24 protein-coding genes, 1 pseudogene and 2 other annotated features are annotated in these 26,856 nt (G+C 33.9%); of the genes and pseudogenes, 2 read left to right on the forward strand and 23 right to left on the reverse strand.

Annotated elements, in window-relative coordinates; genetic code table 11:
- Positions 1-50: 50 nt before the first annotated feature.
- The 15 genes and pseudogenes from FS802_RS04250 to FS802_RS04325 all read right to left on the reverse strand — a co-directional run bounded on the left by FS802_RS04250 (position 51) and on the right by FS802_RS04325 (position 17,686).
- Positions 51-1,859 carry an IucA/IucC family protein gene (locus FS802_RS04250; RefSeq protein ID WP_098653775.1) on the reverse strand — a complete coding sequence of 603 codons (1,809 nt, stop codon included), beginning with the start codon at positions 1,857-1,859 and terminating at the stop codon, positions 51-53.
- A gap of 312 nt (positions 1,860-2,171) precedes the next feature.
- Positions 2,172-2,710 (reverse strand): annotated as a pseudogene (locus FS802_RS04255) (GNAT family N-acetyltransferase).
- A gap of 96 nt (positions 2,711-2,806) precedes the next feature.
- Entirely contained in the window at positions 2,807-3,487 is a 681-nt protein-coding gene (locus FS802_RS04260; RefSeq protein WP_000119503.1) for an MgtC/SapB family protein, read from the reverse strand.
- Between the two features lie 159 nt (positions 3,488-3,646).
- Positions 3,647-4,303, reverse strand: coding sequence for a YkyA family protein (locus FS802_RS04265; protein WP_144524876.1), 657 nt, complete (start codon positions 4,301-4,303; stop codon positions 3,647-3,649).
- A gap of 14 nt (positions 4,304-4,317) precedes the next feature.
- On the reverse strand, positions 4,318-5,139 hold the full coding sequence (locus tag FS802_RS04270; RefSeq protein WP_000409390.1) for a peptidoglycan-N-acetylglucosamine deacetylase: 822 nt from the start codon (positions 5,137-5,139) through the stop codon (positions 4,318-4,320).
- A gap of 101 nt (positions 5,140-5,240) precedes the next feature.
- On the reverse strand, positions 5,241-6,602 hold the full coding sequence (locus FS802_RS04275) for a sensor histidine kinase (protein WP_088058227.1): 1,362 nt from the start codon (positions 6,600-6,602) through the stop codon (positions 5,241-5,243).
- Positions 6,599-7,288, reverse strand: coding sequence for a response regulator transcription factor (locus FS802_RS04280; RefSeq protein WP_001142159.1), 690 nt, complete (start codon positions 7,286-7,288; stop codon positions 6,599-6,601). Before FS802_RS04280 ends, FS802_RS04275 begins: the two co-directional genes overlap by 4 nt.
- 13 nt (positions 7,289-7,301) lie before the next feature.
- A complete protein-coding gene (locus FS802_RS04285; RefSeq protein WP_098653777.1) occupies positions 7,302-8,549 on the reverse strand; it encodes a hypothetical protein in 1,248 nt (415 codons plus the stop codon).
- 164 nt (positions 8,550-8,713) lie between these two features.
- The gene (locus FS802_RS04295) at positions 8,714-9,715 is read right to left on the reverse strand and encodes an LCP family protein (protein WP_098653778.1); all 1,002 of its coding nucleotides are present in this window, start codon (positions 9,713-9,715) and stop codon (positions 8,714-8,716) included.
- A gap of 283 nt (positions 9,716-9,998) precedes the next feature.
- On the reverse strand, positions 9,999-12,302 hold the full coding sequence (locus FS802_RS04300; protein ID WP_098653779.1) for a glycoside hydrolase: 2,304 nt from the start codon (positions 12,300-12,302) through the stop codon (positions 9,999-10,001).
- 210 nt (positions 12,303-12,512) lie between these two features.
- Complete coding sequence (locus tag FS802_RS04305) at positions 12,513-12,722, reverse strand: DUF6366 family protein (RefSeq protein ID WP_000712287.1); 210 nt, start codon at positions 12,720-12,722, stop codon at positions 12,513-12,515.
- Positions 12,723-12,834: 112 nt separating this feature from the next.
- Positions 12,835-13,728 carry a homoserine kinase gene (thrB, locus tag FS802_RS04310; protein ID WP_098653780.1) on the reverse strand — a complete coding sequence of 298 codons (894 nt, stop codon included), beginning with the start codon at positions 13,726-13,728 and terminating at the stop codon, positions 12,835-12,837.
- On the reverse strand, positions 13,725-14,783 hold the full coding sequence (gene thrC / locus FS802_RS04315; protein WP_098653781.1) for a threonine synthase: 1,059 nt from the start codon (positions 14,781-14,783) through the stop codon (positions 13,725-13,727). Before thrC ends, thrB begins: the two co-directional genes overlap by 4 nt.
- A complete protein-coding gene (locus FS802_RS04320; RefSeq protein ID WP_144524877.1) occupies positions 14,776-16,071 on the reverse strand; it encodes a homoserine dehydrogenase in 1,296 nt (431 codons plus the stop codon). The genes thrC and FS802_RS04320 overlap by 8 nt, the downstream gene beginning before the upstream one ends.
- 154 nt (positions 16,072-16,225) lie before the next feature.
- Positions 16,226-16,457 (reverse strand) — a binding site (T-box leader).
- Positions 16,458-16,572: 115 nt separating this feature from the next.
- Positions 16,573-16,804 (reverse strand) — a binding site (T-box leader).
- Positions 16,805-17,038: 234 nt separating this feature from the next.
- On the reverse strand, positions 17,039-17,686 hold the full coding sequence (locus tag FS802_RS04325; RefSeq protein WP_144525005.1) for a pyridoxamine 5'-phosphate oxidase family protein: 648 nt from the start codon (positions 17,684-17,686) through the stop codon (positions 17,039-17,041).
- Between the two features lie 82 nt (positions 17,687-17,768).
- On the opposite strand from FS802_RS04325, the gene FS802_RS04330 reads away from it, so the two are divergent.
- Complete coding sequence (locus FS802_RS04330; protein ID WP_098653783.1) at positions 17,769-18,377, forward strand: NUDIX hydrolase; 609 nt, start codon at positions 17,769-17,771, stop codon at positions 18,375-18,377.
- A gap of 88 nt (positions 18,378-18,465) precedes the next feature.
- Here the strand turns inward: FS802_RS04330 and FS802_RS04335 are convergent, their stop codons facing one another.
- The 5 genes from FS802_RS04335 to FS802_RS04355 all read right to left on the reverse strand — a co-directional run bounded on the left by FS802_RS04335 (position 18,466) and on the right by FS802_RS04355 (position 22,444).
- A complete protein-coding gene (locus FS802_RS04335; RefSeq protein ID WP_098653784.1) occupies positions 18,466-19,293 on the reverse strand; it encodes a peptidoglycan-N-acetylglucosamine deacetylase in 828 nt (275 codons plus the stop codon).
- 117 nt (positions 19,294-19,410) lie between these two features.
- On the reverse strand, positions 19,411-20,283 hold the full coding sequence (locus tag FS802_RS04340) for an aminoglycoside 6-adenylyltransferase (RefSeq protein WP_098653785.1): 873 nt from the start codon (positions 20,281-20,283) through the stop codon (positions 19,411-19,413).
- 125 nt (positions 20,284-20,408) lie between these two features.
- Entirely contained in the window at positions 20,409-20,849 is a 441-nt protein-coding gene (locus FS802_RS04345; protein WP_098653786.1) for an ASCH domain-containing protein, read from the reverse strand.
- Positions 20,850-20,902: 53 nt separating this feature from the next.
- Entirely contained in the window at positions 20,903-21,574 is a 672-nt protein-coding gene (locus tag FS802_RS04350; RefSeq protein ID WP_098653787.1) for an O-methyltransferase, read from the reverse strand.
- 150 nt (positions 21,575-21,724) lie between these two features.
- Positions 21,725-22,444, reverse strand: a complete 720-nt coding sequence (locus tag FS802_RS04355) for a 3-ketoacyl-ACP reductase (RefSeq protein ID WP_000818989.1) — start codon at positions 22,442-22,444, stop codon at positions 21,725-21,727.
- A gap of 190 nt (positions 22,445-22,634) precedes the next feature.
- On the opposite strand from FS802_RS04355, the gene FS802_RS04360 reads away from it, so the two are divergent.
- Positions 22,635-23,228 carry a DUF3139 domain-containing protein gene (locus tag FS802_RS04360; RefSeq protein ID WP_098275056.1) on the forward strand — a complete coding sequence of 198 codons (594 nt, stop codon included), beginning with the start codon at positions 22,635-22,637 and terminating at the stop codon, positions 23,226-23,228.
- 23 nt (positions 23,229-23,251) lie between these two features.
- Here the strand turns inward: FS802_RS04360 and hitS are convergent, their stop codons facing one another.
- The 3 genes from hitS to FS802_RS04375 all read right to left on the reverse strand — a co-directional run bounded on the left by hitS (position 23,252) and on the right by FS802_RS04375 (position 26,848).
- The gene (gene hitS, locus FS802_RS04365; protein ID WP_098653788.1) at positions 23,252-24,325 is read right to left on the reverse strand and encodes an envelope stress sensor histidine kinase HitS; all 1,074 of its coding nucleotides are present in this window, start codon (positions 24,323-24,325) and stop codon (positions 23,252-23,254) included.
- Positions 24,322-24,999, reverse strand: a complete 678-nt coding sequence (gene hitR, locus FS802_RS04370; RefSeq protein ID WP_064476345.1) for an envelope stress response regulator transcription factor HitR — start codon at positions 24,997-24,999, stop codon at positions 24,322-24,324. Before hitR ends, hitS begins: the two co-directional genes overlap by 4 nt.
- An 88-nt stretch (positions 25,000-25,087) precedes the next feature.
- Positions 25,088-26,848, reverse strand: coding sequence for an ABC transporter ATP-binding protein (locus FS802_RS04375; RefSeq protein WP_064476346.1), 1,761 nt, complete (start codon positions 26,846-26,848; stop codon positions 25,088-25,090).
- Between the last annotated feature and the right edge of the window lie 8 nt (positions 26,849-26,856).

The following is a 26,856-nucleotide window of genomic DNA, read 5'->3' on the forward strand; positions in this document are numbered from 1 at the left end:
GCCTTACGAAAAAACACCATTATTTGTATTACGTGAAATTTTAACGTTATTTATGAACGAACAGCCACTTCTCTAACGAGCGGATTCTGTACCTGTACGTAAATTGCTTGTTCTAAAGGATTACTTAACTCATCGACATCGAAAAATCTCGTTAATAAATTTGCTTTACATGCCAACTTATCCTCTTCTAACAATTCTCTTAAAAAGGTAGAAGGTTCACGGTTATACGGAAGGAACGATTCAAGTACAGATCTTAATTCAGAGAGAAGAAATTCCTCCTTAATTAATCCTGCTGTGCCAAAACCGTTAATGAGACCAAACATATGATTAAAAATTAAGTAGTAACGAAATCTCTCATCTACAATATAATCGTCATATAAATTTCCAGTACGCTCTCCAATGCCCGCCAACTCATTATTAAGCATCTCTTTCATTGAATTACAGAAATAAAACCCTTGATTATCACGGAAATAATATTTGACCGGATAACCATCCTTTAGCTGAACAACGCTATTTTGCTGATGCGCTTCTAATGCAACACCATAACGTAAGTACATCCATACCATCGGCTTTAAAGAAATATTCATATATCGTCTAAACCAATCTAAACTTACTTCTTCACAGCTTCTACCTTCTAAATCTGCTAGTCGATGAATAATATTCGATAAACGAGTACGTTCCCCAGGTATAGCATCTTGCACTAATCCAGCAATTAAAGTAGCGTCATTTGCATGTTCACTATAAAAAGGATTCTCTCGTATAATTACTTCAAATCCAGATTCTTTTGCCCCGTAATTTAATGTAATAAATGCTGGATCACAAATAAAATCAAAACCTGGAAACTTCTCTAACACTTCACCAATTGCTGTATTTAGCATTTTCTTTCCTTCAAGACCACTCTCTAGTTCCTTCAATTTATTAATACGCATTGAATTTGTTACTTTTACTGGAAATGAAAACTTAAGCATATATTTTGATTGGGGATGATATAACGTCCTAAGTGATGATGTTGCCATATAACACTTACCGACAGGACCGATATATTCAAGTACTCCTTGATTTATCCAATCCTGTACGTATGATTGGTGTAATAGCCATTCTGCCTGAAGCGGATGAATTGGAAGTAATGAATATTCATCTTCATTACAATACTTCGATATAAATTCTTTACAAACCATCTCATCATTACGTAACTCTTCTTTTAAAATTACTGTTGTAGAATCTAACAATAATGATTTTTCATTTACTATATTTTTATGTGCCCTAAAATAATGAAGCTGACATTCTCCTTTTAATTCTGGAGAATACATTGCGCTTTTCCATTCCAAAATACCTTGTCTACTCTTTGGGGTTGGATGAGTTAAATGTCCAAATAATAAAGATTGCTCCGCTTCTATAAAGGATGTATGGAAACCGTATAATGCAGATGTATCTTCTATTCTCTCCTTTGTAAATTCTTCAATATTTTGACAACTACGAATAACTCGAAGCATAAGTTCAGCAGGATTCGTCCCTTCTCCGTAGTTAATAGACATCTCTTTTATTAAGAATGTAATAACTGTAACGTAATCTGCTTTTATAACATTCTTATTTTCTCCCATTTGATAATAAAATTGTACTCCAAACAAATGGCGATCTGTTGCTGATTTATATATAACTTCTCCATACAAAGTAACGTTTTGCGCCGATAGCCGACAATATAAATATGTGGGGACTATACCTCTATTCAACGTATTACTGAAGATACTTTTCATTTTTTCATCCTCTGTAATCCATTCTCCACTCCCTGTTTCCCTTAAATAACAGTTTAAAAAACTTTGTAATGTTGCATGTTCTGCGATTTGTTTCGCAAGCTGCATGTTGTTCCTCCTCTTTATATTAAAGCTATCGAAATTTTATATAATAAACAACAATTGAATATCGTTATCAATTATGATTCTAATTGATAACGATATTCAATTCAATAGTATATTTCAGAATTTTTTTATCTAATTTAATTTTCCTTGTTTTCTCTCTTTTCTTTAATCTAGTTAAAAATACACGGAAAAAAATACTCAATTTCAAACTACATACTTACTTTTTTTCATTAGAAATCCAGCCAAAATAGTTAAACAAAAGAGGTATACCTTAATTGGCATACCTCTTTCAAATAATAAATTTACATAATAATATTATTTATAATTAGTTGTATGGCTATATAAAAAATTCAAATCTCTCCAACAATACGCTGTCTCTTCTACCTGTACTCGCTCTAAAAATTTTGTATCAATTTTTTCTGGATTAAATTTTTCATAAAAATTTTTAGACGGATTATTTGTAACAACCCATACTAAAAATGATTGCATATCATTATTTATACATTCTGATAATAGAGATTGAAATAACTTTTGTCCTATTTTCATTCCTTGATACTCTTGTAAAAGGTAGATTGCATATAATTCCCCATCACAATTATATGCACCACTTCTTTCCACTCCCCCGTCAATGAATCCGATTATTGTTTCATCTGACGTCTCTGCTACAAATCTATATTTGGATTTATCCTCTTGTTGAAAAATATTTTCCCATTTTTTTCTCGTTGCTCATATGTTATATTTTCTAAAAATTCGTCAGCAAATATCCCTTTATACGTTGTTTTCCAGCTATCAACATGCACCTTTGCTATACCTCGTATATCATCTTTTATCGCTCTTCTAATATGTATTTCCATCATTTCTCCCCCTTGTTATTCATCATTATATCAATTTATTTCCTTAAAAATCTAAATAAAAAAAGAGTGCAGTAAATTCACTCTTTTTTATCACAATTATCTACTTTCCACTTCAACTGAAACAACACGATCAATCTCTTTCAGGGAACTATACAACTCTGTTGTATATAAATCTTCTGGAGCTAAAATAACCATTTCCAGTTGCTGAAATGCTCCACTATCTATATCTTTAATTTTCACTCGTTTCACATGCATACCTAAATTTTTAATTTGCTTAAATATACCATCTAACTCATGATGCTCTTTTACAGTAATTTTTATAGATAAATCCTTTTGTCTTAATGAATACGGACCTGCAATTTTCACAAGTTGTGGAAGTACGTTAATTGCTAAAATAATTAAAATCATAGCAACCGTCGCTTGTAAATAAAAGCCCGCCCCAATTGCTATACCTAAAGCTGAAGCAGCCCACACCATAGAAGCTGTCGTTAATCCAGAAATAACATCATTACTTCTTCGTAAAATAACACCTGCCCCAAGAAAACCAATCCCACTCACAATTTGAGCAGCTAGACGCATTGGATCCATATTTGTATGCCCTGGAACAGAATATACATGTACGGCTTCAATTGAAACCATCGTAATTAAACAACTTGCTACAGAAATAACCATACTTGTTTTCACACCAAGCGGTTTATTCTTTAGCTGCCTATCTATCCCGATGAATAATCCTAAAAAGAGTGCTAAACCTAATTTGAGTAAAAATTCATATGACATATTTCCATTCTCCTTACTTTACAATGTTTCCCTTGGAATAATTCACTATAACTCTTTTATGATATCAATTCCAGTCTTTTCTATTCATTTAACGTAAAAAGCCGAAAAAACATTTGTAACGATGTTTCTCCGGCTTTTTATTATGCTTAAGATTCTTCTTTATTTCTGATCTTTAATCTTAATCTCTGCATCTTTGTAGAATGCTAATTTACTGTCATTATACTCTTTTGTAAAATTGTTAAATTGATCTTTTAATTTTTGTGCTTCCACAGTTAATTCATTAACAGCCTTAACTTTTTCACCAATCTCTTTTAATTTCGTTTCTTTTACTTTTAATTTTTCATACAGTTCTTTTTCAGTCGCTAACGCCTTCGTATAATTTTCATTCATTTTTTGGAATGCATCATAACGTTTTTTATACGACTCTTCTACTGCTTTCGCTTGTTTTTGTAACTTCTTATCTTCAAGCTTCTCTATATTTCCTTGAACAGATTTTGTTTCTTTCTGAGCTTTTTCTAGCATCTCTTTCTCAGTTTTTAATACTTTTTCACGGTCATCTACATTTGCAGTAGCTTGCTCTATCTTCTTCATAACAGCGTCATTATGATCTTTACCTTCTTGTAAAATTAGAGAATATAGTTCTTGACCTTCATTCTCTAATTTCTCTAACTTCTTCGCTTCATCAACTAATGATTTTTCTTGTGTCGCTGCTGTTTCAAAAGCTGTATATAGATTTTCTTCTGGTTTTTCACCGAAACAACCTGTTAATAGTCCTACTGATAGTGCTCCAACTACTGCTACTTTTCCATACTTCAACGTTCATTCCTCCATTACATACGGTTATCATGCCAGAAATTCACTGGGAAGTGACTCTCTTCATGATAAGCTTCAAACTCATAACCCTTTTCTTTTAACCCTTTTAAAATTGCTGGCACAGCAGCAACTGATTGTGGGTGAATGTCATGCATTAAAATAACTTCCTGTGGTTTTGTTGCATGTGTTATTACGTTTTGAGCAATTTGTGCTGCCGCTGCATCAACTTGCATTTTGTTATATTTCCAATCTAATGAATCAATTGTCCAATCCCATACTTTAAAACCGCCCTCTACCACTTTATTTCGAAGACCTTCATTTAATCCAGGCATCGAACCGTATGGTGGACGTGTTAATTTAGGTGATTTTCCAATAATATTTGCGATTAAGCTTTGATCTTCTTTCATTTCATTTACATACTCGCCATTTTTATATAACTTCGCAAAATTATGTGTCATACTATGCATACCTACATAATGACCCTCTGCATTTTCACGTTTCACTAAATCCGGAAATTCTTTTACATTCGCTCCAATTAAAAAGAACGTCGCCTTCGCATCATGCTGTTTTAACATATTTAACAATTCAGCCGTATATTTCCCTGGGCCATCATCAAATGTAAGATAAGCAACTTTTCTTTCTTTTCCATTAAAACGACTTGGTGCCGTTTTATTCATTTCTACTTTCGGTTGTTCACTTGCAAGCTGTACTACGTTTTCTTGTTTTGCAACAGCCTTTGCTGGTGAAGTAATAGATTGAAACATGAAATACCCAATAGCTACTGCTGCAATCGCTATTAAAACGACTACTACTCGTTTAATTTTAAAAGCTTTTTCCATTCTATCGAATTCCTCTCCCTATTAATCTTATATATAAATCACCCAATATAATTATACATCTATTTATTTTATTACACTATATAAACAGACCTATATATGTATTATAGTGGGAGTTTTATCAAAATGGTTGTTCCTATTCCTTCTTTACTTATAAAATTAAGTGTGCCTCCATGAAGCTCTACCATTTTTTTAACGATGGCTAAACCGAGACCTGCACCTGTAGCATTGTTATTAATCTGGTAAAATGACTGTTCTATATATGGTAAATGCTCTTTAGCAATTCCAATCCCTTCGTCTTTCACCTTTATCACTGCTTGTCCTTCATTTTTAGTCGCTTCAATATGAATTGTACCTTTTTCATGTGAATATTTAATAGCATTTTGAACGATATTCAAGAAAATTTGCTTTAGCCTATTTCGATCTCCCATCAATTCAATTCTTTCTATCGTATTAATAAATTGAATTTGTTTCTCTTCAGCGTTAGGAGTTAATTGCCAAATCGTCTCCTCTAGTATATCGTACATTTGCACATTTTGTTTATATAAATTAAAATGATTTGATTGTAATCTTGAAAAATCTAGCAATTCTTCTACTAAATGAATCAATCGGTCTGTCTCACCTGAAATAATTCCCATGCCTTGCTTTATCTCTTCTTCTGTTAAATGATCTACCGTTTTTAACGTCTCACTCCAACCTTTAATTCCAGTTAAAGGCGTTCGTATTTCATGAGAAATAGAAGCAATGAATTCATTTTTCATCTGTTCCGCTTTTTCTATTTTATTAGACATATGATTTAAACTATATGCTAACTCACCTAATTCACCTGGATAATCCTCTTTAATTTTCTTCTTTAATGTACCTTCTGCAATTTGTGAAGAAGCATGAATAATAGATTCGATAGGTTTAACAAACGAATTCGCTAATCGTCTACTGATTAAGAATACGATACCAGAAATGACAATTCCAACTGAAATAGTAAACATAATAATTTCAATAATCTTTGCATTTACATTCGTTAAAACAGTTGTATATTTCAAAACACCGATCGTTTGTCCTTGATGAATAAGTGGACTAATCACTTCCAATTGTTTCACATTGTCTTTCGTAGCAGTCACTTGATGATACATTTCTCCTTCTAGTAAAGAATACGGAATAACTACTTTACCTTCTACCTTTTGTCCACTTGACGACTGTATAATCGTACCATGTCGATCAATTAATTGTAATTCGGTTCCTTCTAACTGAAAGCTCTCAATTATATCCCCGCTGTATTCTTGCAAACGAATAAAGTATAGGGAATTGTATTCAGAGAAAAATCGCGTACTTGTCTTCGCATGAGATTCTATATATTGCACAATACCATTATAATAATATCGATAAATGGAGACTGAAAATACGACTTCAAATAATACGAGCATAAGTATAATGACCGTCATAAAATATAAAGTCACTTTTCTTTTCATCTTATACTTTCCTTCCACACATATCCTTTTCCCCACACAGTAAGAATAAATTCAGGTTCTGATGGATTACATTCTATCTTTTGGCGTAACCGCCTCATATTTACATCTACTACTTTCGTCTCACCTACATAATTCGTTCCCCAAATCATATTTAAAATTTCATCACGTGAAACCGGCTTTGAAGCCTGATTCATCAAATACTGTAATATCATATACTCTGTAGGGGTTAAATCAACTAATTGTCCACTTTTATATAATCTTTCTTCTATAACATTTAACGAAAACGGGCCAGATATGATCATATTCGCTTTTTCATCATGTACTTCTATTCTTCTTAGTAACGATTGTATACGTGCAATTAATTCCACTGGACTAAACGGTTTTGCGATATAATCATCTGCACCAATTCCTAGTCCTTGTACTTTATCTTCATTTTGTACGCGTGCGGTTAACATAATAATACCTATTTTTTTATTTTCTTCCCGGATGGATTTACAAACTTGAAAACCATCAATTCCTGGTAACATTACATCAAGCAATGCTACATCAACAGTATGTTCACATAAAATCTGTAACGCCTCTTCTCCCGTACTAGCTTCTAACACATAAAATCCAGCACGTTTCAAATTTAAGACGATAAAACTACGAATAGGCATTTCATCTTCTAAAACTAAAATTGTTGGCATAATTTCCACCTCCCTACTCTTGTTGATAATCCGCTAGCGGTTTTACATATGCTTTCACTTTTTCAAAATGTGATTGTTTCGGTACAGCATATACGTGAGAAGCTGTTTTAACTGCTGCTTCGTATCCTTTTATTTTGAACCATTCTTTCCGCTTAAATATATGGACTTCAAGCCATAATTCTTTTGTACTTGTCTCCAAAAACTTTTGAGAATTTGATTCCTTTCGCTCATCTGGTATCGTAATTTTTCCAATTAATTCTTCAGGAATTTTCACATAATATCCTTTTTCTATATCGATATATCTTTCTTCAATTGGTTTAATTCCAGATTCACTCCACTGTATGTAGCGTTCGAAAAGCGGACTATCACCATGTGATTTATCTTCCCAACCTTGTGGACGCACTGTACGAACAAATTCAATAATGCCGTCTTCATTAACATCTTTACTTTCTACAACATATTCATTGAACAAATCTTCTTTCCCATCTATAGGTAATACCTCATAATGACCCTTATCAAATTTTGCTACATACGTTATCCCTGAATGAGCGCCAACTCCTGCATCAATTACAACCGCCTTTAGTGATTTAGAAACACGGCCCATTTGTATTCTTTGAATGCTATTTATAAATGGATCGAATGATGCCTCAGATAAAGTTTTAAATTGTTCCATAAACTCAACTGTCAACTTCTCATCTTTTTCATACGTAACAAGGCTTATATCTTTCAGTCCATTTTTATTTAGATCCTCTATGAATAACTTCGTATAACTTCGATTATATATTTCCTTCATATCTTCATTTTCTTCCGAAAAAACATACATAACATGTTCTAACGATTCACGATTTACAGAAATTCCGATTAATAACTCTCGCTTCCCGTTCCCTGTAAAATCACCGACTTCAACGATATCTACATCTCCACCATCAAATCTATGCGTGGACTTTACTTTCCATCCATTTCCAACTTCTTCATAGACAGCTAAATATACGCTATGATCTTCATTCGGTAATTTATAAAATAAGATGGCTTCTTTCTTATTATCTTGTTTAAAATCCATTGACCAAATCATCTGTTTATCTTTATTAGACATTGGAGTAAGCAATCGATAATTAACAGGCAAATCTTTATCTATTTGCTCTTTTAGTTCATTAATCCATTTTTCATTGGCAGGAGCACCCATTAAACTTGTTGGAGCTTCAGACATTTTACATCCAGTCAACATAAAAATGATTCCCATAATGCCTATCCATTTCTGCATATGATATCTTTCCTTATTACAGATTTTCATTATTTTTCTTTACTTTTTGCTTCTCCAATATTCTCATACATATGAGTATAATTTTTCTAAAATAAAAAATCGTTACAGAAAAGTTACAAATCCATTCCGACAAAAAAAGATTGGCAAAGGCCAATCTTTTTTTATTATTCATTTCGAACTGGTTTTGGTGTTACACCTAAATGCTCATTTAATTTTTTTGAAATATCTTTTACATTTTTTTCGTTTGGAATGTAATAATAAATACCTCCGATACGTTTATCCGTACCTTCTATTTGCATTTTTTCCATTTCTAAATTAGATCCTGCCATATTTTTTGTAATCGCAAGCATATCATCGAAAGTTAAGTTCGTTTTCATATTTTTATCAACCGCCTCAAGTAAAGAACCCATTTTGCTAATTGATTGCACAGACATCGCTTTTTTTGCAATTGCTTCTATTACAAGTTGTTGTCTTTGTCCACGCATTGCGTCACTATCAATTTTACGCGTTCTTGCAAGTGCAAGTGCTTGTTCTCCATTTAAATGTTGGAAGCCTTTTTCTAAATGAATCATACCCGCTTGGTCTTTACTATCTTGCTCTGTGAAAGTAACAGGTACATCAATATCAATACCACCAAGTGAATCGACAATTTGTACGAATGATTCAAAGTTAAACTTCACATAATAATCAACAGGAACATTTAAAAATCTTTCCACTGTATCTCGTGTACTTTCAACACCACCAAATACGTGTGCGTGTGTAATTTTATCTAATTTCTTTCTAGATGGAATATATACACGTGAATCACGCGGAATACTTACTAATTTAACTGATTTATCATCTTTATTAATTGTTGCTAATAAAAGTGCATCTGTGCGAACAGCTTCACCATATTGACTTTTTCGCATTTCACTACCATCTACACCCATAATTAAAATAGAGATGTTATCCTTTAAAGGCTCAACTTCTTTATCACGTTTTGATGATTTATCAATTTGTGCATACGCATCACTTACAACAGCTTTTGCTTTATTATATATTAATGATCCATATCCTACTCCTCCAAAAATAAGTAGGAAAAATGGAATTAAAATGAACCATTTTATTGACCTTCTTTTAGAACGTTTTTTATTGCTTCTCGTATTTTGTTCTAATTCAGAGCTCATCTTCATTCGCCTCTCTTTCTCTTTCCCTAGTATAATGTATGTCTAGTATTCTTCATATTGAATTTCCTTTCAAACACCTTACATTTTTGTAAGGTTACATGATGAATCCAATATGTATTCCATTTCACATTATACTCTCGTGCTTATTTTTGGCAAGTCACTATTTTCCAACTTCAAATATTTAACACTTCGCAACATCCGAAATTACAGATTTATAAATTTATCCGTTTCGAATCCTTCAATTTTCACCTAAAAAATCAGTAATGCAACAATACATTTCATTTTATCCCTCAAGCGGTGTATACATTGTTTTCTTCCCATGATTATTAATGAAAGCGGATTTTGCTTTTAGTTTCGTCTTTTCTATTTCTATCTCTTCATTCGAGAAATTCACAATAATTTTAATATCTTTTCCATAAGAAGCAGATTGAACTAATTTATCTTCTGACAAATATGCAAAGTTCGTCATTTCTTCTTTTACTGCCTTTTCATGAACTTCATTCCAAACTTTCAGATGCTGCGTAATTTCTTGTTTATGCTTATTCCACTCTACTTCATCTAAATGGTACAACGGAGGAACATTATACAATAATTCGTATAGCATACGGTTTCCTACCTCATCTTTTACTTTCAAACTTCCCCATTCCCAGTGGTGCGTTGTAATTACAGAATCATTGTATACTAATTTATATAATGGTACTGAATATACAGGGTTTAAATATACTTGTTTATATTCTTCTTTTAACGGTACTTGTTTTGCATATTTTTCTGGAACATTTTGATTCGGTGACCAATATCCGCCTACATAATACGGACTTGTTTTATTTTTCCTCATATCTTCATCGTCCCATTTAATAACCGGTGTTTCAATACCGTGAGCAAATGCAATCGTGCTACTTGCAAAGTCATTTCCGCCTTCTGAGCCAACTACCATACCCTTTTCTTGCGCAATATAATCCATTCGTTGCAATCTTGCTTTTAAATCTTGTTCTTGTGTCGTTATATGTTTTGCCGAATAATCATCATAAATTTCACCTGTTGCATCACAATCAATAAACCATGAATTATATTTAGGTCCATTTTGTAATATATCGTTCATTCGCTCTTTTACACTAGGAAGAGATAAAGTTGGATTTAACTTTCGTCCTCTACCTAAAAATCCTTGCACTTTTTCTCCATTTTTCTTCGTCACAGTTGCCTCTTCATATAGCGATGGATCCTGAAAAGAAGCTGTATTCCAATTTTTATCTACTTTTTCGTGAATAGAATGATAAGAATCATACGGACCAACTAAATATCCTATTTTCTTAGCTTCTGTCACGAAATCAGGCTGCATATACCCTTGTTCCCAATTCGGTAGCCCAATCCATGCATTGTCTATTCCTGCCGCTTTCATTTCCTTTATAATATCCGTTCCATCTGCTTTACCCCATTTACTTACTTCTTCAACCGCATCACCGAGCGCCGACTTTAATACATGCTTATTTAAGTTATATAACTCCATCTTCGATAAGTGATCTACCCCTTTGTTTAATAACTCACTAGCGTTCTGATCAACATTTTGGAAAATATCCTTTTTATACAATTCCTTCATTGATAATACTTCATTTACATAACGCAAAATAACATTTTTTTGATACTTATCAATGAAATCTTGTTTACTTACTTGCTCAAACACACTCAGTTCTCCAGGCTCCGAACTATTCTTTTGAATAAGCCCTTTTATATGACTAAACACAGGACTATTTATTTGCTCTCTTATTTTAGGCCAATTTATGTTACTGTCAGACAAACCATTTTGATTCCAAAAATAAAAATGAGCCGCACCATAAAGTTTTTCAATCTCTTTATTTTTTCTAGCCTTTTCTTGTAATGTTTTAAATTCACCTTTTCGAGCAATATTATCCTTATACAGTTTAGCAATACTGACTGCATCATTATTTGTCACATATAATTGAAATCCATATGTTTTATTTTTATTTATACGCGGGAATTCATGTATAAAATCAAATCCTATTTTCGGATCCGAATGAAATTTCAATTCATTATTAAACATATTGTTCGCAATATATACAATGGAATATTTCGAACCATTTAACGCAAAAAACTTCATAGAAAATGATTCAGCAAATGAATATGCATCATCCTTTAAAAACTTCTTCCAATTTTCATCATTACTCGGAATTTGTTTTCCTTCCCATAACGGAAGTGTATAATTTTCAGCTTGTACTTTCGGCCATGTAAAACTTTCTGCACCAGTCGATTCCACTTCAATATTTAAGTGATCTTTTTTCTTTTCTAGATTCACTTTTACTTTTTGATCTGGGTATTCCCAAGATGTGCGATCCTTGTCTTTTTTTACATTCGACACCTTCATTTTCGGTAACGGCTGTGATGCCTGTTCCTTTACACCATCATGTTCTACAGTTAACGTGAAAGTCTCTGGATTTACATCGTAAGTGAACTCTTTATACGTCGCTTTCTTTACTTTAGACTCTTGTACAGCCTTGTTACCTTTTACATCACACCCGACTAAAGTCGAAAATGACATCGTTGTAAGAAGACATATTGCTATCATTTTTTTCATCTTCTGCACCTCCACCACTGAATATACAGGGGCTTTGTTACAGGAATGTGGCAAAAAAATAGAACTAGCATAACGCTAGCTCTATTTTGAGTATTATAAATAAGTGTGTATGAACAACTATAATCTGCTTAAAGTATATGTAGTACAATAGTGTTTTTTCATCCCCACTAAATATAAAAGCAAATAATTCGAAGCTTTAACACTTATTTTTTAACTAAAAAAATAAGTGTATATAATACACCCTAAAACTAGCACTAAAATTACTAGCGCTGTACCTTTCCAATTCATACCACCCGTCATATCAACTGGACTACCTGATTCAGCTCTGTTGAATCCATCATGTAAAGAACCGGTAGGATTATTTTTCAATTCACTTTGCCTTATACGTTCTCTGTTTTCTTCTGGTGACTCTTTTTTCATACGATCGCCTCCAAATGAATACACGCTTTACTAAATTATACATTATTACTTTTCTTTTATATGAAAACTGAAAAGATATTTACAACAAAAAAAGCTAGCAATGCTAGCTTTTTTATAGTTCTATATGTTCTTCTTTATTTACAGTAATTCCTCTATGATCGATTTCTAGCTCACACACTTTCATAGACGTAAATACTCTCGCTAATTGCTCAGCAATTTCTTGACGCTTATCATATGGCGTTAATATAAAAATGGATGGACCTGCACCACTAAGCGCTGTGCCGTATGATCCAAACTCTTTTGCACATTTACGAATTGAGGGTAATAGCGGTACGAGTTCTAAACGATACGGCTCGTGAAAATGATCTCTTTCCATCATTTCACCTACAACTTCCCACTTCTTTTGACAAAACGCAGCTACTAATACGTTGCTGATTGCACTAGCCTTAACTGCTTCATGAAACGGAAACACATCTGGTAATACAGATCGGCTTTCCTCTGTATTTAACTCTTCATTTGGAATAAGAGAAATTACACCTAATTCCTTACTTTCAATTCTTACAACCGAAACATTCTTTCCATCAAGTGCTCCGATTACAGTTCCTCCTAATATAGAAGCCGCAACATTATCTGGATGCCCTTCAAAATTTGTTGCAATTTGAACTTTTTGATCAGTCGTTAAGTTTAAATTGCCAAGTTGATTCGCAAGCTCTATCCCTGCTACAATTGCTGATGCACTACTTCCTAGTCCTCTTGTAAGCGGGATATTACTAGTAACTTCTATTATATGAGGTGATAAAGAAGGACATACTTTACATGCCGTGCTAACGATTAAATTTTTATCATCTGTCGGAATTGATTCTTCAAAGGAATGGATTACTTGCCATCTATCAGCTTTTTCTTTTACCACCACATCTAAATATAATGACAAAGCTATTCCTACTGAATCAAATCCAGGTCCAACATTCGCTGTACTAGCAGGAACACGAATACTTAATGGTATCACGACATAATCACCCCTTTAATATGTTCTTTAATTTGTTCTATATTATTTGAAACACTTGCAATGTCTAATGTATTAGAAGAAATTGCGATATCAGGATCTTTCAAGCCGTTTCCAGTTAAAACTGCAACAACTGTCTCTCCTTTTTTGATTTTTCCAGATTGAACATGTTTAATTACACCTGCTAATGAAGCATTTGATCCTGGCTCAGCGAAAACCCCTTCCGTTTTTGCTAATAATCTATACGCATGTAAAATTTCTTCATCTGATACCATATCTATTTCACCGTGAGACTGTTCAGCAGCCTCTACTGCATATGACCAACTTGCGGGGTTACCGATACGAATCGCTGTTGCAATTGTTTCAGGTTCTTCAATGACATGTCCTTTTACAATTGCTGCTGCTCCTTCTGCTTCAAATCCGTGAATTCTTGGCTTCTTATAGCCTTTTTCTTTCTCATATTCACAGAAACCTTTCCAGTATGCTGTAATATTTCCGGCATTCCCAACAGGAATCGCTAAAACATCTGGTGCACTTTGCAACTGGTCACAAATTTCAAATGCTGCTGTCTTTTGCCCTTCAATTCGATAAGGATTCACTGAGTTTACTAATGTAATCGGCTCTTCCGCAGCAATATTTCTTACAGCCTTAAGTGCATCATCAAAATTTCCTTCTATTGAAATGATTTCAGCTCCATAGGCGACTGCTTGCGCTAATTTTCCATGTGCAATCTTTCCTTCAGGGATTACGATTATACATTTCATTCCAAGGCGTGCCGCGTATGCTGCGGCCGATGCCGAGGTATTACCTGTTGATGCACAAATAATTGCCTCCGAACCTTCTTCTTTCGCCTTCGCAACAGCCATTACCATACCACGATCTTTAAAAGAACCTGTCGGATTCGCTCCTTCATACTTACCGTATAACTGAATTCCTAATTGTTTTGATATATTTAATAACGGAATAAGCGGTGTATTTCCTTCCATTAAGCTCACATCAGGTGTATTTCCATTCACCGGTAAATAAGAAGCATACTGTTTTAATAATCCTTTATACATATTGTTTTTCCTCCTCAATAATGTAATAACTGTTTATTTCACTTGCGACATTTTCTATCACTCCTAGTACTCGTTCGAATTGATACTTTGAAGTTTGATGTGTCACAACAACGACTTCTGCAAGTTCACGATTTAAAGGTAATTGAATAACTTCTTTTAAACTTACAGAACAATTAACGAAACATTCTGTTATTTCTTGTAACATCCCAGGTTCATCTCGTAATGAAATACGTAAGAAATATTTCGAAACGACTTCTTCATCTCCTTGTAATTCATATGGCTCTGGTTCTTTTAACGCACTTTTATTTTTCGGGACTTGATTCATATTTTTAACGATTGAAATAATATCACTTACTACAGCAGAACCTGTCGGTAACTTCCCAGCTCCAGGTCCGTAAAACATTACTTCCCCTACTGCTTGACCGTGAACATATACTGCATTAAATTCATTATTTACATTCGATAATGGATGATGACTTGGTAAAAGAGTCGGTTCTACACTTAAATGAATGGCTGACCCTTGTTTCTCTGCTTTACCAATTAATTTCATAGTAAATCCTAACTTTTCTGCCATTTGTAAATCTTCTTTTTCGACCTTTCGAATCCCTCTTACTTGTACATCATCTAAAGAAACATTCATCGAAAAACCTAAGTTTGCAAGAATGGCTACCTTTCTCGCCGCATCTAGCCCATCTACATCCGCTGTTGGATCCGATTCTGCAAAACCTAATTTTTGGGCTTCTTGTAAAGCCTCTTCATACGACCATCCCTTTTGACTCATCTTTGTTAACATGTAATTTGTTGTACCATTTACAATCCCCATTATTTTTTCAATTTGATCTGAAGCTAATCCATCTGTTAATCCCCTTAACACCGGAATACCGCCCGCTACACTTGCTTCATAACATAGATCACAATCATTATCGTTCGCCAGTTGGAGAAGCTCTGCACCGTATACAGCCATTAAATCTTTATTTGCTGTTACGACATGTTTTTTATTTCGTAAAGCCTTAACAATATGTTGCTTTGCTTCTTCAATTCCGCCCATTACCTCTACTACAATATCAATATTTGGATCATTTAGAACTTCATCGACATGACTTGTTACTACGATCCCATCAATGCAAACATCACGTTCTTTTTCTAAGTCACGTACAACGACTGTCTTTACCTTCACTTCATACCCTGTATCAAGTGCAATTTTTTTATAATGTTCTTTCAAAATATGGACAACACCACTTCCGACCGTACCTAAGCCTAACACCCCAACATTAATAACGTTATTCATTTTCTAATCTCCTCCTACAATTTTATTTTTTATCTCTATCAATCACCTTGCTCTGCTTTTTAATCATGCAGGTGGTGGTTATTTCCGTACGTACAAATCGTTTCATGTTACAGCACCTCCTTTCAAAGTAATAAAAAAACACACTCATCCCTAGGAAAGGGACGAATGTGTTTTCGTGGTTCCACCCTTGTTCCAATCTAGACTTATTTCCTTCTAGATTGCTCAAGTTCAGATAACGGCTGATTCCGTCAATAATTACTAGATTACTCGTTCACTATTGAAGTTCAAAGGTGGTAAAATCATTTCTCGTGTTAGGAAGCTCACACCCTTGGCTTCCCTCTCTGTAAACCGTAAAAATGATTCCGTGTCCTTATCGTTACTTTTTCGCTCATGTTTATTTGTTAATTCATTATACTCGCATAAACAACAAAATCAATACTATTTTTTAATTATTTTTAATTTTCAATCTCTAATTCCATAAAAAAACACACTCATCCCTAGGAAAGGGACGAATGTGTTTTCGTGGTTCCACCCTTGTTCCAATCCAGACTTATTTCCTTCTAGATTGCTCAAGTTCAGATAACGGCTGATTCCGTCAATAATTACTAGATTACTCGTTCACTATTGAAGTTCAAAGGTGGTAAAATCATTTCTCGTGTTAGGAAGCTCACACCCTTGGCTTCCCTCTCTGTAAACCGTAAAAATGATTTCATATCCTTATCGTTACTTTTCGTTCATGTCTATTTGTTAACTTATTATAGTTATCAACTTTTTAAAAAGCAAGCCTATTTTTACTAACTATTTTCAAAATCATTTTTTATTGTATTTCAAAATAGCATTATGCAACTACCACTTGATTTACCTATTTTGTTATTTCTCCAGTTTGTAAATCAACGATTCTTATATAAATATCACATTCTAAAATGTGTACATATTCACCTTACAAAACTATATCTATAAAGTTTTTTCAATACAATCTTTTCGTATAACTTTCTTCTAAAGAACGTGCAACATCTTCTTCAGAAGTATTTACTTTCGCATGCTCCAGCAACATTTTTGCTGCTGAAGGTAACTCTTTTTTATGTAACCAAGATTCTGGATCCCACATCTTAGATCGGATAAAAGCTTTTGCACAATGAATATAACACTCTTCTATTTCAACGACAATTCCAAGTAACGGATTGCGCCCATTCGCCTGCATTTCTTGCAATATCTCTTCGTCGTTTGTAATATACGCTCGGCCGTTTATCCGAAGCGTCTCCCCAAGGCCTGGAATAAAAAAGAGTAACCCTACGTATGCTACGTATGGATTTGAAATAATGTTCAAAATGGAATCTATACGACGGTTACCTGGTCTTTCTGGAATGATAATTTGATTATTATTTAATACGAATACAAATCCAGGTGCGTCTCCTCTCGGCGAAGCATCACACTCTCCTAATTTATTTGCAGTAGATAATACTAGAAAAGGAGATTTAGACAGAAAATCTACGCAATGGTGGTCTAATGATGAAATAACTTTCTTTAACGCTCGCTCACTTGGTTGCCCCAATATTTTCCGTAATTCTTCCTCTGTTGAAATAATCGATTTTATTTCTTTACTCTCTATCCCCACTATTAACCACTCCATTTTTCTTTATTTTCCCAAAATTCAATACAGATATTGTATAATAAAATTTGCAGAAAGGGGAATTAAAATGACAGAGTGGTTAACAATATTTGATCCTGAAAGAAATACACTTGGGAAGAAATTGCGTGATGAAGTGCATCGTGACGGTGATTGGCACGAAACATTTCATTGTTGGTTTGTAGAAAAAGATGCTGAAGATATGTTCTTATATTTCCAATTACGCTCTAAAAATAAAAAAGAAGCTCCATGTATATGGGATATTACTTCAGCTGGACATATTATGCATGATGAAAAAGTAGACATCGGTGGCCTTCGTGAAATCGAAGAAGAATTGGGACTCTCTTTTCAAACGGCTGATTTAGCATACAAAGGAATTTTTAAAATAGATTATGAAATTTCGGATCTTACTGATCGTGAATTTTGTCATATGTATTTTCACAATGTCATCAATCCACTTCCATTTGCACCAGGTGAAGAAGTAGATGATGTGATGAAAGTACATGCAACCTCTTTTTTACAACTATTAAAAAAAGAGATTGCATCTTTAACAACTATTTCTGTTTTAAGCAATAAACCGATAACGATAACATTTGAAGATATTTATCCATATGATCTTGCATACTATGAATTCGTTGTAGAACAAGGAAAAGAATTACTAAAAAATAATAGTTTATAAACAAAATAGGACTCCCATTTTAAAATACTTGGGAGTCCTATTCTTAATAATGGATGATTGACAATACCCGACTGATTAAAACTCCACTTCATTTTCTCTCTTTCGATGTTTGAAACATACTTGGCAGCGTTACAAAGCGTGCCCCTTTCGTTTTTAACTGCGGAATAAATTTATCTAGCGCCTCTACAGATCCTTGTAAATGCCCACCTGGGGTTGAATGCTGAAGGATGACACTGCCAGGAAATGAATTCCCTAACACATTATTTGTAATCGTATCAGCGCTTACTCCTTTCCAATCAACCGTATCAACACTCCACTGTACAATCATAAAGTTTTGCTCTGTCGCCCATTTCAATTGATTTTCAAGTATTTCACCGTACGGTGGACGTATAAACTTCGGTGCATAACCAGCTAAACGATTTAATATTTCTTCTGTTTTTATAATTTGATTACGGTACTCAGCATCAGTTACTTTCGCTAAATTCGGATGGCTATACGTATGATTACCAATTACATGCCCTTCATTCGCAATACGTTTTACTACATTCGGAAACTTTTCCGCATTTTCACCAAGCAAGAAGAAAGTCGCTTTTACATTATGTTGTTTTAACTTATCCAAAATTTTTGGCGTAAATTCTAAATCTGGTCCATCATCAAATGTAAGAGCGACTTCCGCTTTATTGTACGGTCCGGAAAATGCATACGCATATTTTTCGACCCACGAAAATGGTGTCCACGATCCACGCTCATATGCTTTCATTTGTACTTCATAGTTTTGAGGGATATATGCGTATGGCAATGAGCTTATATAGTCTCCATAATAAAATGAGTGATATGGCATATAGGCGTACGAAACATCTCGTTCTAGTCCCCATTCATATGGAGCAAATATTTCTGGTGAATAAAAATAATACATGATAAAAACCTCCCTAAAATTTCATATGTGATTCATCTGCACTTTGTTAGAGAAATTCCTATTCATGAACAAAAATAAGACTGTCCGTAATTAGGACAGTCTTATTGCTTACTATTATTAATAAATCGATGTACTATCTTTCGGCAAAGCTTTCACATGTTTTAAATAGCTTGTCACTCTGTCATCATCACCTTGCGGGTATTGATATCCATATGTGTTAGCAATTTCATTCGCTACTTCCCTAAATAAATTACCCATGATAAAGAATGACTCCCATATGTTTTCATATTCTGCATTAGAAAAAGTTCTTTTAAATTGCTCCCACATATCTTTTTCAATATATTGCTCGAAATGCTTCCCAAACTTTCCTGCATTACCTGTAAAGTCTGTTTTCATACCAATATGCCATTCTAGCATTACGATGAACATATCTCGTACTGGACCATCAAGCATCCCTTTCGCATAAGAAAGTTCTTCTCTCCATAGTCCTTTCCCTACATTCGTACTACACCACCAAAATTCATTACAGCAATCTAAAAATTCTTTTTCTGTAGGCTTTTTTATTAAGTAATCTTTATCGCTTGCTGGTGGAAATTCAACAATACAATTATCTTTATCCAGAAGCAGTTTACTTAAACTATCTTGTCCAACGAACTTATTTATCAAATCAAATGGAACGAGCGTTAAATCAATTCGATTTCCATCCATAAACTGCATTAAATACGGAAATTTCCCGTCTTCGTCCGCTGGAATTAATGACATTTCTTCTGGCATTTGTACAATCATTATTTCTCCAAATCTATGAATCAAATTATGATTAGACGTAAAAGATTGTATATCATTTACAACATACATAATATCGTAGTCTTGAAAACAATCTCTCTTCACATTTGAATTTACACGTGATCCATTCATGATAACTGCTCGGATTCTTTCATCCTCTTTTGCTGTATTTATAATTAAGTCTAACATTTCTTTTTCAGTTCTCATCTATTCCTAACCTCCAATTTTTATATAAACTTATATTTCCAAGTATGTTGGAGGTCCACGAGGTAGCTGCGTTGTACACGATACATGTTATAATTTTTGAAATTTCTTTTTCATTTTCTCTCCTCCTATTTTTTTATATCTATTCTTCTAAATCGTTCACATACAAGCAATATATCATCAGAAAAATCATGACCCACTTCATTCAATTTACTTCTGAAATATCTTTCATGAATCTCCTTCCAATTTTTATAGCTTTCATCCCCTTCAGCAATTGCAAACTCTTCTGTAATTTCATTCATAGGTACTATTGTTACTTCAATTGTTTTTACAATTGCTACCGGATTTTCATCGTGATCCAAAATAACAGAGTAGTCCTCTGTAGTTGGTAACGGTACATTCTTTAATTCATAGAAGAGATATGCAGAACAAGTTGCCGTTTTCGTTCCGTCAACTACTTGCTTAGCAAGACGATTTGGGGTATCACCAAATTTCCATGCACTCACCGATTTTGGTATCTCAGCACCTTTCCAATACTCCGTCCAGTATTGTTGCGCTGCTTCATTCATTATCTCTCACTCCCCTAAACTCTACTATAAGTGTAATAGACTTTCGAACCGTATCACTCTTTTACAACTGCCATTACAAACCCATCGTATCCTTTACTTCCAACAGTTTGAAGCGCAGTAGCACTTACACGTGGCTCTGCAGCTATTAATTCATAGAAGCGACGTATCCCTTGTACGCGAGGATCTTTACTCGTATTGTCAATAACTTCTCCTTCACGTACTACGTTATCCCCAATAATTATAGTACCAGGGCGTGATAGTTTCAGTGCCCATTCAAAATAGGTAGGGTTATTTTGTTTATCAGCGTCTATGAAAATAAAATCAAATGGTTCATAATTCTCATTTTCGATTTGCCGTAAAGAATCTAAAGCTAATCCTACTCGTACTTCAATTTTATCATTCAAATCGGCACGCTCAATATTGTTACGTGCAATTTCTGCATGTTTTTCATTTGCTTCCAATGTAACAACTCGGCCCCCAGATGGCAATCCCCTCGCAAGCCATATCGTGCTATATCCGCCTAGCGTACCAATTTCTAAAATGTTACGCGCTCCTTGAATTTGTACTAATAGTTGCAAAAACTTCCCTTGCGTTGGCGATACATCATGTGCCGGCAAATTAGCTGTAGCATTTGCTTGAAGAACTTCTTCTAATGTAGAATCTTTCGGTATTAATACATCACTCACATATTGATCAACAGCCGTCCATTTCTCAATCGTACTCATGTAAATACCATCCCCTTCAATTTCTCAATGCTTTTCTACCATTCACTTTCGATTATATCGAAAATTTTGTCTCATATGCAAAAATAAAGAAGGGACATCTCCTCCATTACAGAATAGATATCCCTTCTTTATTTTTATTTAATTTATCCCTTACGGATTAGTAGACCAAAGTCCTGCTGATTTAATAAATGTACGTTTATTTAATTTCAGCTGCGCTACGATAAATTCTGCAATATCTTCTGCTTGCATTACTTTATCTGGGTTTCCGTCAGTTAATCCTAAATCTACAGCCATATCAGTTGCTACTGTACTTGGAGTTAGAGCTGTTACACGAATGTTATGTTTGCGAACTTCCATCGCTAACGATTCTGTTAAGCCAAGAACACCAAATTTAGAAGCGCTATATGCACTTGTTACAGGTGCACCTTTTTGTCCTGCTGTAGATGAAATGTTAATAATATCACCAGATTGTTGTTCAATCATGCTTGGTAAAGCTGCACGAGTTGCATAGTATACACCCATTAAGTTTACTTGAATGATTTTTTCCCAATCAGCAACGTCTAATTCTAAAAACTTACCAAATTTAGAAATACCAGCGTTATTAATTAAAATATCAATAGATCCTAAACCATTTTTTAACGTTTCAATTGCAGTAGTCACTTCTTTATATGAAGAAACATCAGCAGTCGCAATAACAGCTTTTACGCCTTCTGCTTCTACTTCTTTCGCTACAGCTTTTAAGTTTTCTTCTGAACGAGCTAAAAGACCGACATTTACGCCCTCTTTCGCTAATGCGATCGCTACAGCACGACCAATCCCTCTACCTGCTCCTGTAATTAAAGCATTTTTGCCTTGTAATAATTCTGCCAAGTATAACACTCCTTAATCATCTCAGTTATGTACTATATTAAAATTGTATCTATGTTTATGTAAAAAGGCAATGATGCACTTTCATGTGCGTAGGTTACTTATAGGTAACTATGGAAAGTTTTTATTGATAAGTCTCATGTTTTTGCCATAATTCATGTAAAATAAAAATAAATCCTGCATAGGAGAGTGCATGTGTATGAAAAGAAAAAAATGGTTCTTATCACTAACTGCAGTCGGACTATGTATCATATTTTTGGCTATGTACTTTATATTTGGTAATCCATTACATTATAAAGTAATAGAAAAAGATACTAGCGACTACCTCTATACTATAAAAGGCTATAAGCAAAAAGAAATACAAAGCATAACCGGAAAATATACTCTCATTTATAATATCGGCTATTATGCAGAGGTCGTATATAAAGACGAACCTTATTTTACATACTCTTATACATACGATAAGAATAAGAAAATAATACAAGACAACGGCATTTTAGGAAGACATACTGAGTCATTTGAAAGTCTTAATTTAAACTGGTCATTGTTTGACGAGTTAGTAGACGGTATTCATACAAACCTGCAAAAAAGAGGTTTAAGTGAAAAGAAAGATTATTCTATACGCTACGTTCAATTCATTGATATCGATAATGATAAAAACGGTGCAGAAGCATATGTTGACTTTAAGAAAGATAAAAAATCAGATTATTCATACCGTATGAATAACGAAGGAAAAGCTTATCAATATAGTTGCAGTAATGGAAAATGTATTTTTAAAGAGAAATAGTGTTAGAAGATATCCTCCTAACACTATTTCTCTTCAGAATTTGGAATACAAACAATAAATTCTGTCCCATTCCCCTCTTCACTCTCGACTTTTATTTTTCCTTGATGAAGGTCGAGTACCTTTTTTACGATAGCTAAACCTAATCCACTTCCTCCATAAGTGCGATTTCGTGAAGAGTCCGCTTTATAAAAACGCTCAAAAATATGTTGTTTCTGTTTTTCAGATATACCAATTCCAGTGTCACGAATACGTATTTCTACGAATTTCTCATGTTCTTGTAACTGAATTGTAATTGTGCCACGACTTGGAGTAAATTTAATACTATTATGAATTAAATTAATCCACACTTGACTCATACTTTCTTGATCGGCAGTTATATGCACTTTTTCTAAATCAAGGTCTAATTCAATTTCTTTTTCAGCCCAGAGCGGTTCACTATTTAACACAATTTGCTTTAACTGTTGATCTAATCGATAAGTCGCTTTTTCTGGTGTATACTCCTCTGACTCTAAAAGAGTTAGTTTCAGTAAATTTTGGCTTAGTTTAGATAATCTCGTCGTTTCCGTTTCAATAATGGTAAGATAATGCTTTCTTTTTTCCTCCGAAAGATTGTTATCTTGTAGTGCTCTAGCAAATCCTTTTATAGAAGTTAAAGGTGACTGTATTTCATGAGAAACATTCGATACAAATTCCTGGCGCATTTTCTCCATCGCATTCAGTTCATCTGTCATATCATTTATACTTTTTACGAGTACACCAATTTCTCCATCATACTTTTCTTCATTTCGTATTTTTACGGAGAAGTCTCCTTTTGCAATTTTTTGTATCGGTTCAATAATAGTCCAAATCATTGCCTCTCGTTTTGGTCTCATTAATATCCCAATCAATGTCCAGATAAGAACAATAAATACAAAACCGACCATATCACTAATTAGAAAGGCCACAAACGACGATACGTTTACTTCAAAAGCATTCAATATACTAGTTGCTACATAAAATGCGATAGACCAAATTATAGTGAGAAAAGAAAAAAGCGCTAATACCGCTCCCGTTACTTTCAACATCTTCAACTTACTCATTCGTTTTCTTTTCCTCATTTACTTACCTCTAAGCGATACCCTAATCCTCTTATCGTTTTAATACTAAACTTCGACTTCTCTTCTTGAAACTTCTCACGTAGTCGATTAATATGAACGTCTAGTGTACGTTCATTCCCTTCAAAATCATATCCCCATACATCTTCAATTAACTGCTCTCTCGAACAAGTTCTTCCTGCTTTAGAACCTAAAGTAAAGAGCAATTCGAATTCTTTTAGCGGTAATGTGACTGTTTGTTCTCCGGCTGTAACTTCAAATGTTTTACGATTTAACAGTACATTCCCAATTTGAATCGATTGCGACACTGTAATTTGGTAACGTTTCAATAACGCCTTAACTCTCACTACTAGTTCTATAGGATCAAATGGTTTTACAAGATAATCATCGGTGCCAAGGTGAAATCCTTTTACTTTTTGAGACGTTTCCCCTTTAGCAGTTAGCATCAAAATCGGAATATCATAGTACTTCCTTAATTCAAAACATACATCAAATCCATCCATATTTGGCATCATGATATCAAGAATAACCATATCAACTTTTACTTCGTCTATTTTCTGAAGTGCATCTAGTCCATCAATTGCCTCATATGTTTGAAAACCTTCTCGTTCTAAAAATACAGAAACAAGTTCTCTAATATGCGGATCATCGTCTACTATTAAAATGTTAGGTATCAAAGAAACCATTTCCTTTCTAATTCGCATCCTTTATAAAACTTTTAAAAATGAATCATTAGTGGAGTAAAAACCCCACTGATGATTCATTTTATAATACGCCCTCTTTAATTTTCAATTGTTGCGTTGCAAATTCACGATACATATCATGTGTCTGTAATAATTCATCATGTGTACCACTTCCTGTAAGATTCCCTTTTTCTATAAAGATAATTTTATCTGCATCCACAACAGTAGAAAGTCTATGTGCAATAACTAATGTTGTTCTGCCTTTCATTAAGTTATTTAACGCTTTCTGAACGACAGACTCTGATTTACTATCTAGACTTGAAGTTGCTTCATCTAACATAAGAATTTGTGGATTTCGAAGTAACGCTCGAGCAATCGCAATTCGTTGTCTTTGCCCTCCTGAAAGCTTCACACCACGTTCTCCAACTTCTGTTGCGTATCCGTTTGGCAAATCATGAATAAATGCATCAACATATGCCATCGCTGCTACTTTTTCAATTTCTGCATCTGTCACTTCACCCTCAACACCGTAGCAAATATTATCACGAATTGTCCCATCGATTAACGGACTATCTTGTGAAACGTAACCAATTTGACGTCGCCATGATTGCAATGAATAACTCGTAATTGAGTCTTTTCCTAATTTAATAGCACCGCTAGTTGGCTCGTAAAAACGTTCTAATAGTGAGAATAACGTCGTTTTCCCGCTACCACTTGGTCCTACGATTGCTGTTACTTTTCCTGATTCAATTGTGAAATCAATATTCTTTAAAACTTGCTCTTCTTCGTTATACTCGAAATGTACATTTTCAAGAACGATCGGCTGCTTAGCATTTGTGACCTTCACACCAGTTTCATGATCTTCTACTTCATATTCTAAAATCGTATTAATTCTTTCCGTTGCACCAATCGCCTTTTGAAATTGTGTAAAGAACATAGATAATTGACTCATTGGCATTATAATTTGAACTAAATATAAAATAAACGCTACTAGTTCTCCTGTTGTTAATGCACCGCTAGAAACTCGCATTCCACCATACCCTACGATAATAACAAGCAATGCCATTAAAACAAACGACATAACTGGTGAAATTAACGCTTGCACTTTTCCCTCTTTCAAACCAAATTGTAATAGCTTTTCAATACCTTTATTTCCAGTTTCATATTCCTTTTTTTCTGTGTTCGAAGATTTCACTAAACGAATTTCTGATAACACTTGTGTTAATACACTAGTAAAAGATGCTGTTTCATCTTGAAGTGCTTTTGAAATCTTATACATTTTTCGTCCAAGCGGAACTAAAATGAGTACTGATAATGGAATAACCGTTAAAAGTAAAAGTGTCATTTTCCAATCTAAAACAAATAATACAATTAATGATCCAACAATTGAAATACCGCCTGTTAATAAATTTGACAAATGCTCAGAAATTAACGTTTTCACAACTCCTGTATCATTTGTCATACGACTAATTGTATCGCCTGTTCTATTTTGATCATAATAAGTTACCGGTAAAATAAGCACCTTTTTCCACAAACGTTCTCTCAGTCCAGCTACAATCTTCTGTCCAATATAATTTAATAAATATATAGACAATCCTGCAGCTATAGTTTGCATAATAAAGAATGCAACTAGCCCAACAATTTGCCCTGTACTAATTGAAGAAAGTGAAAAATTATCTACTAACCCCTTCGTTAACATCGGAATAAATAAACTCGCTCCCGTAGAAAGCAAACTCATTAATAATGCAAAAGCAAGAATCCCTTTCGGAGGATTTGTATCTTGAATAAGGCGTAAAAACTGCCTCCAGCTCCCTTTTTTCTTCATCTCATTTCTAACTTCCATTCCTGTTC

This window comes from Bacillus sp. DE0042 (genome assembly GCF_007680225.1).
Taxonomy (GTDB): Bacteria; Bacillota; Bacilli; order Bacillales; family Bacillaceae_G; genus Bacillus_A; species Bacillus_A wiedmannii.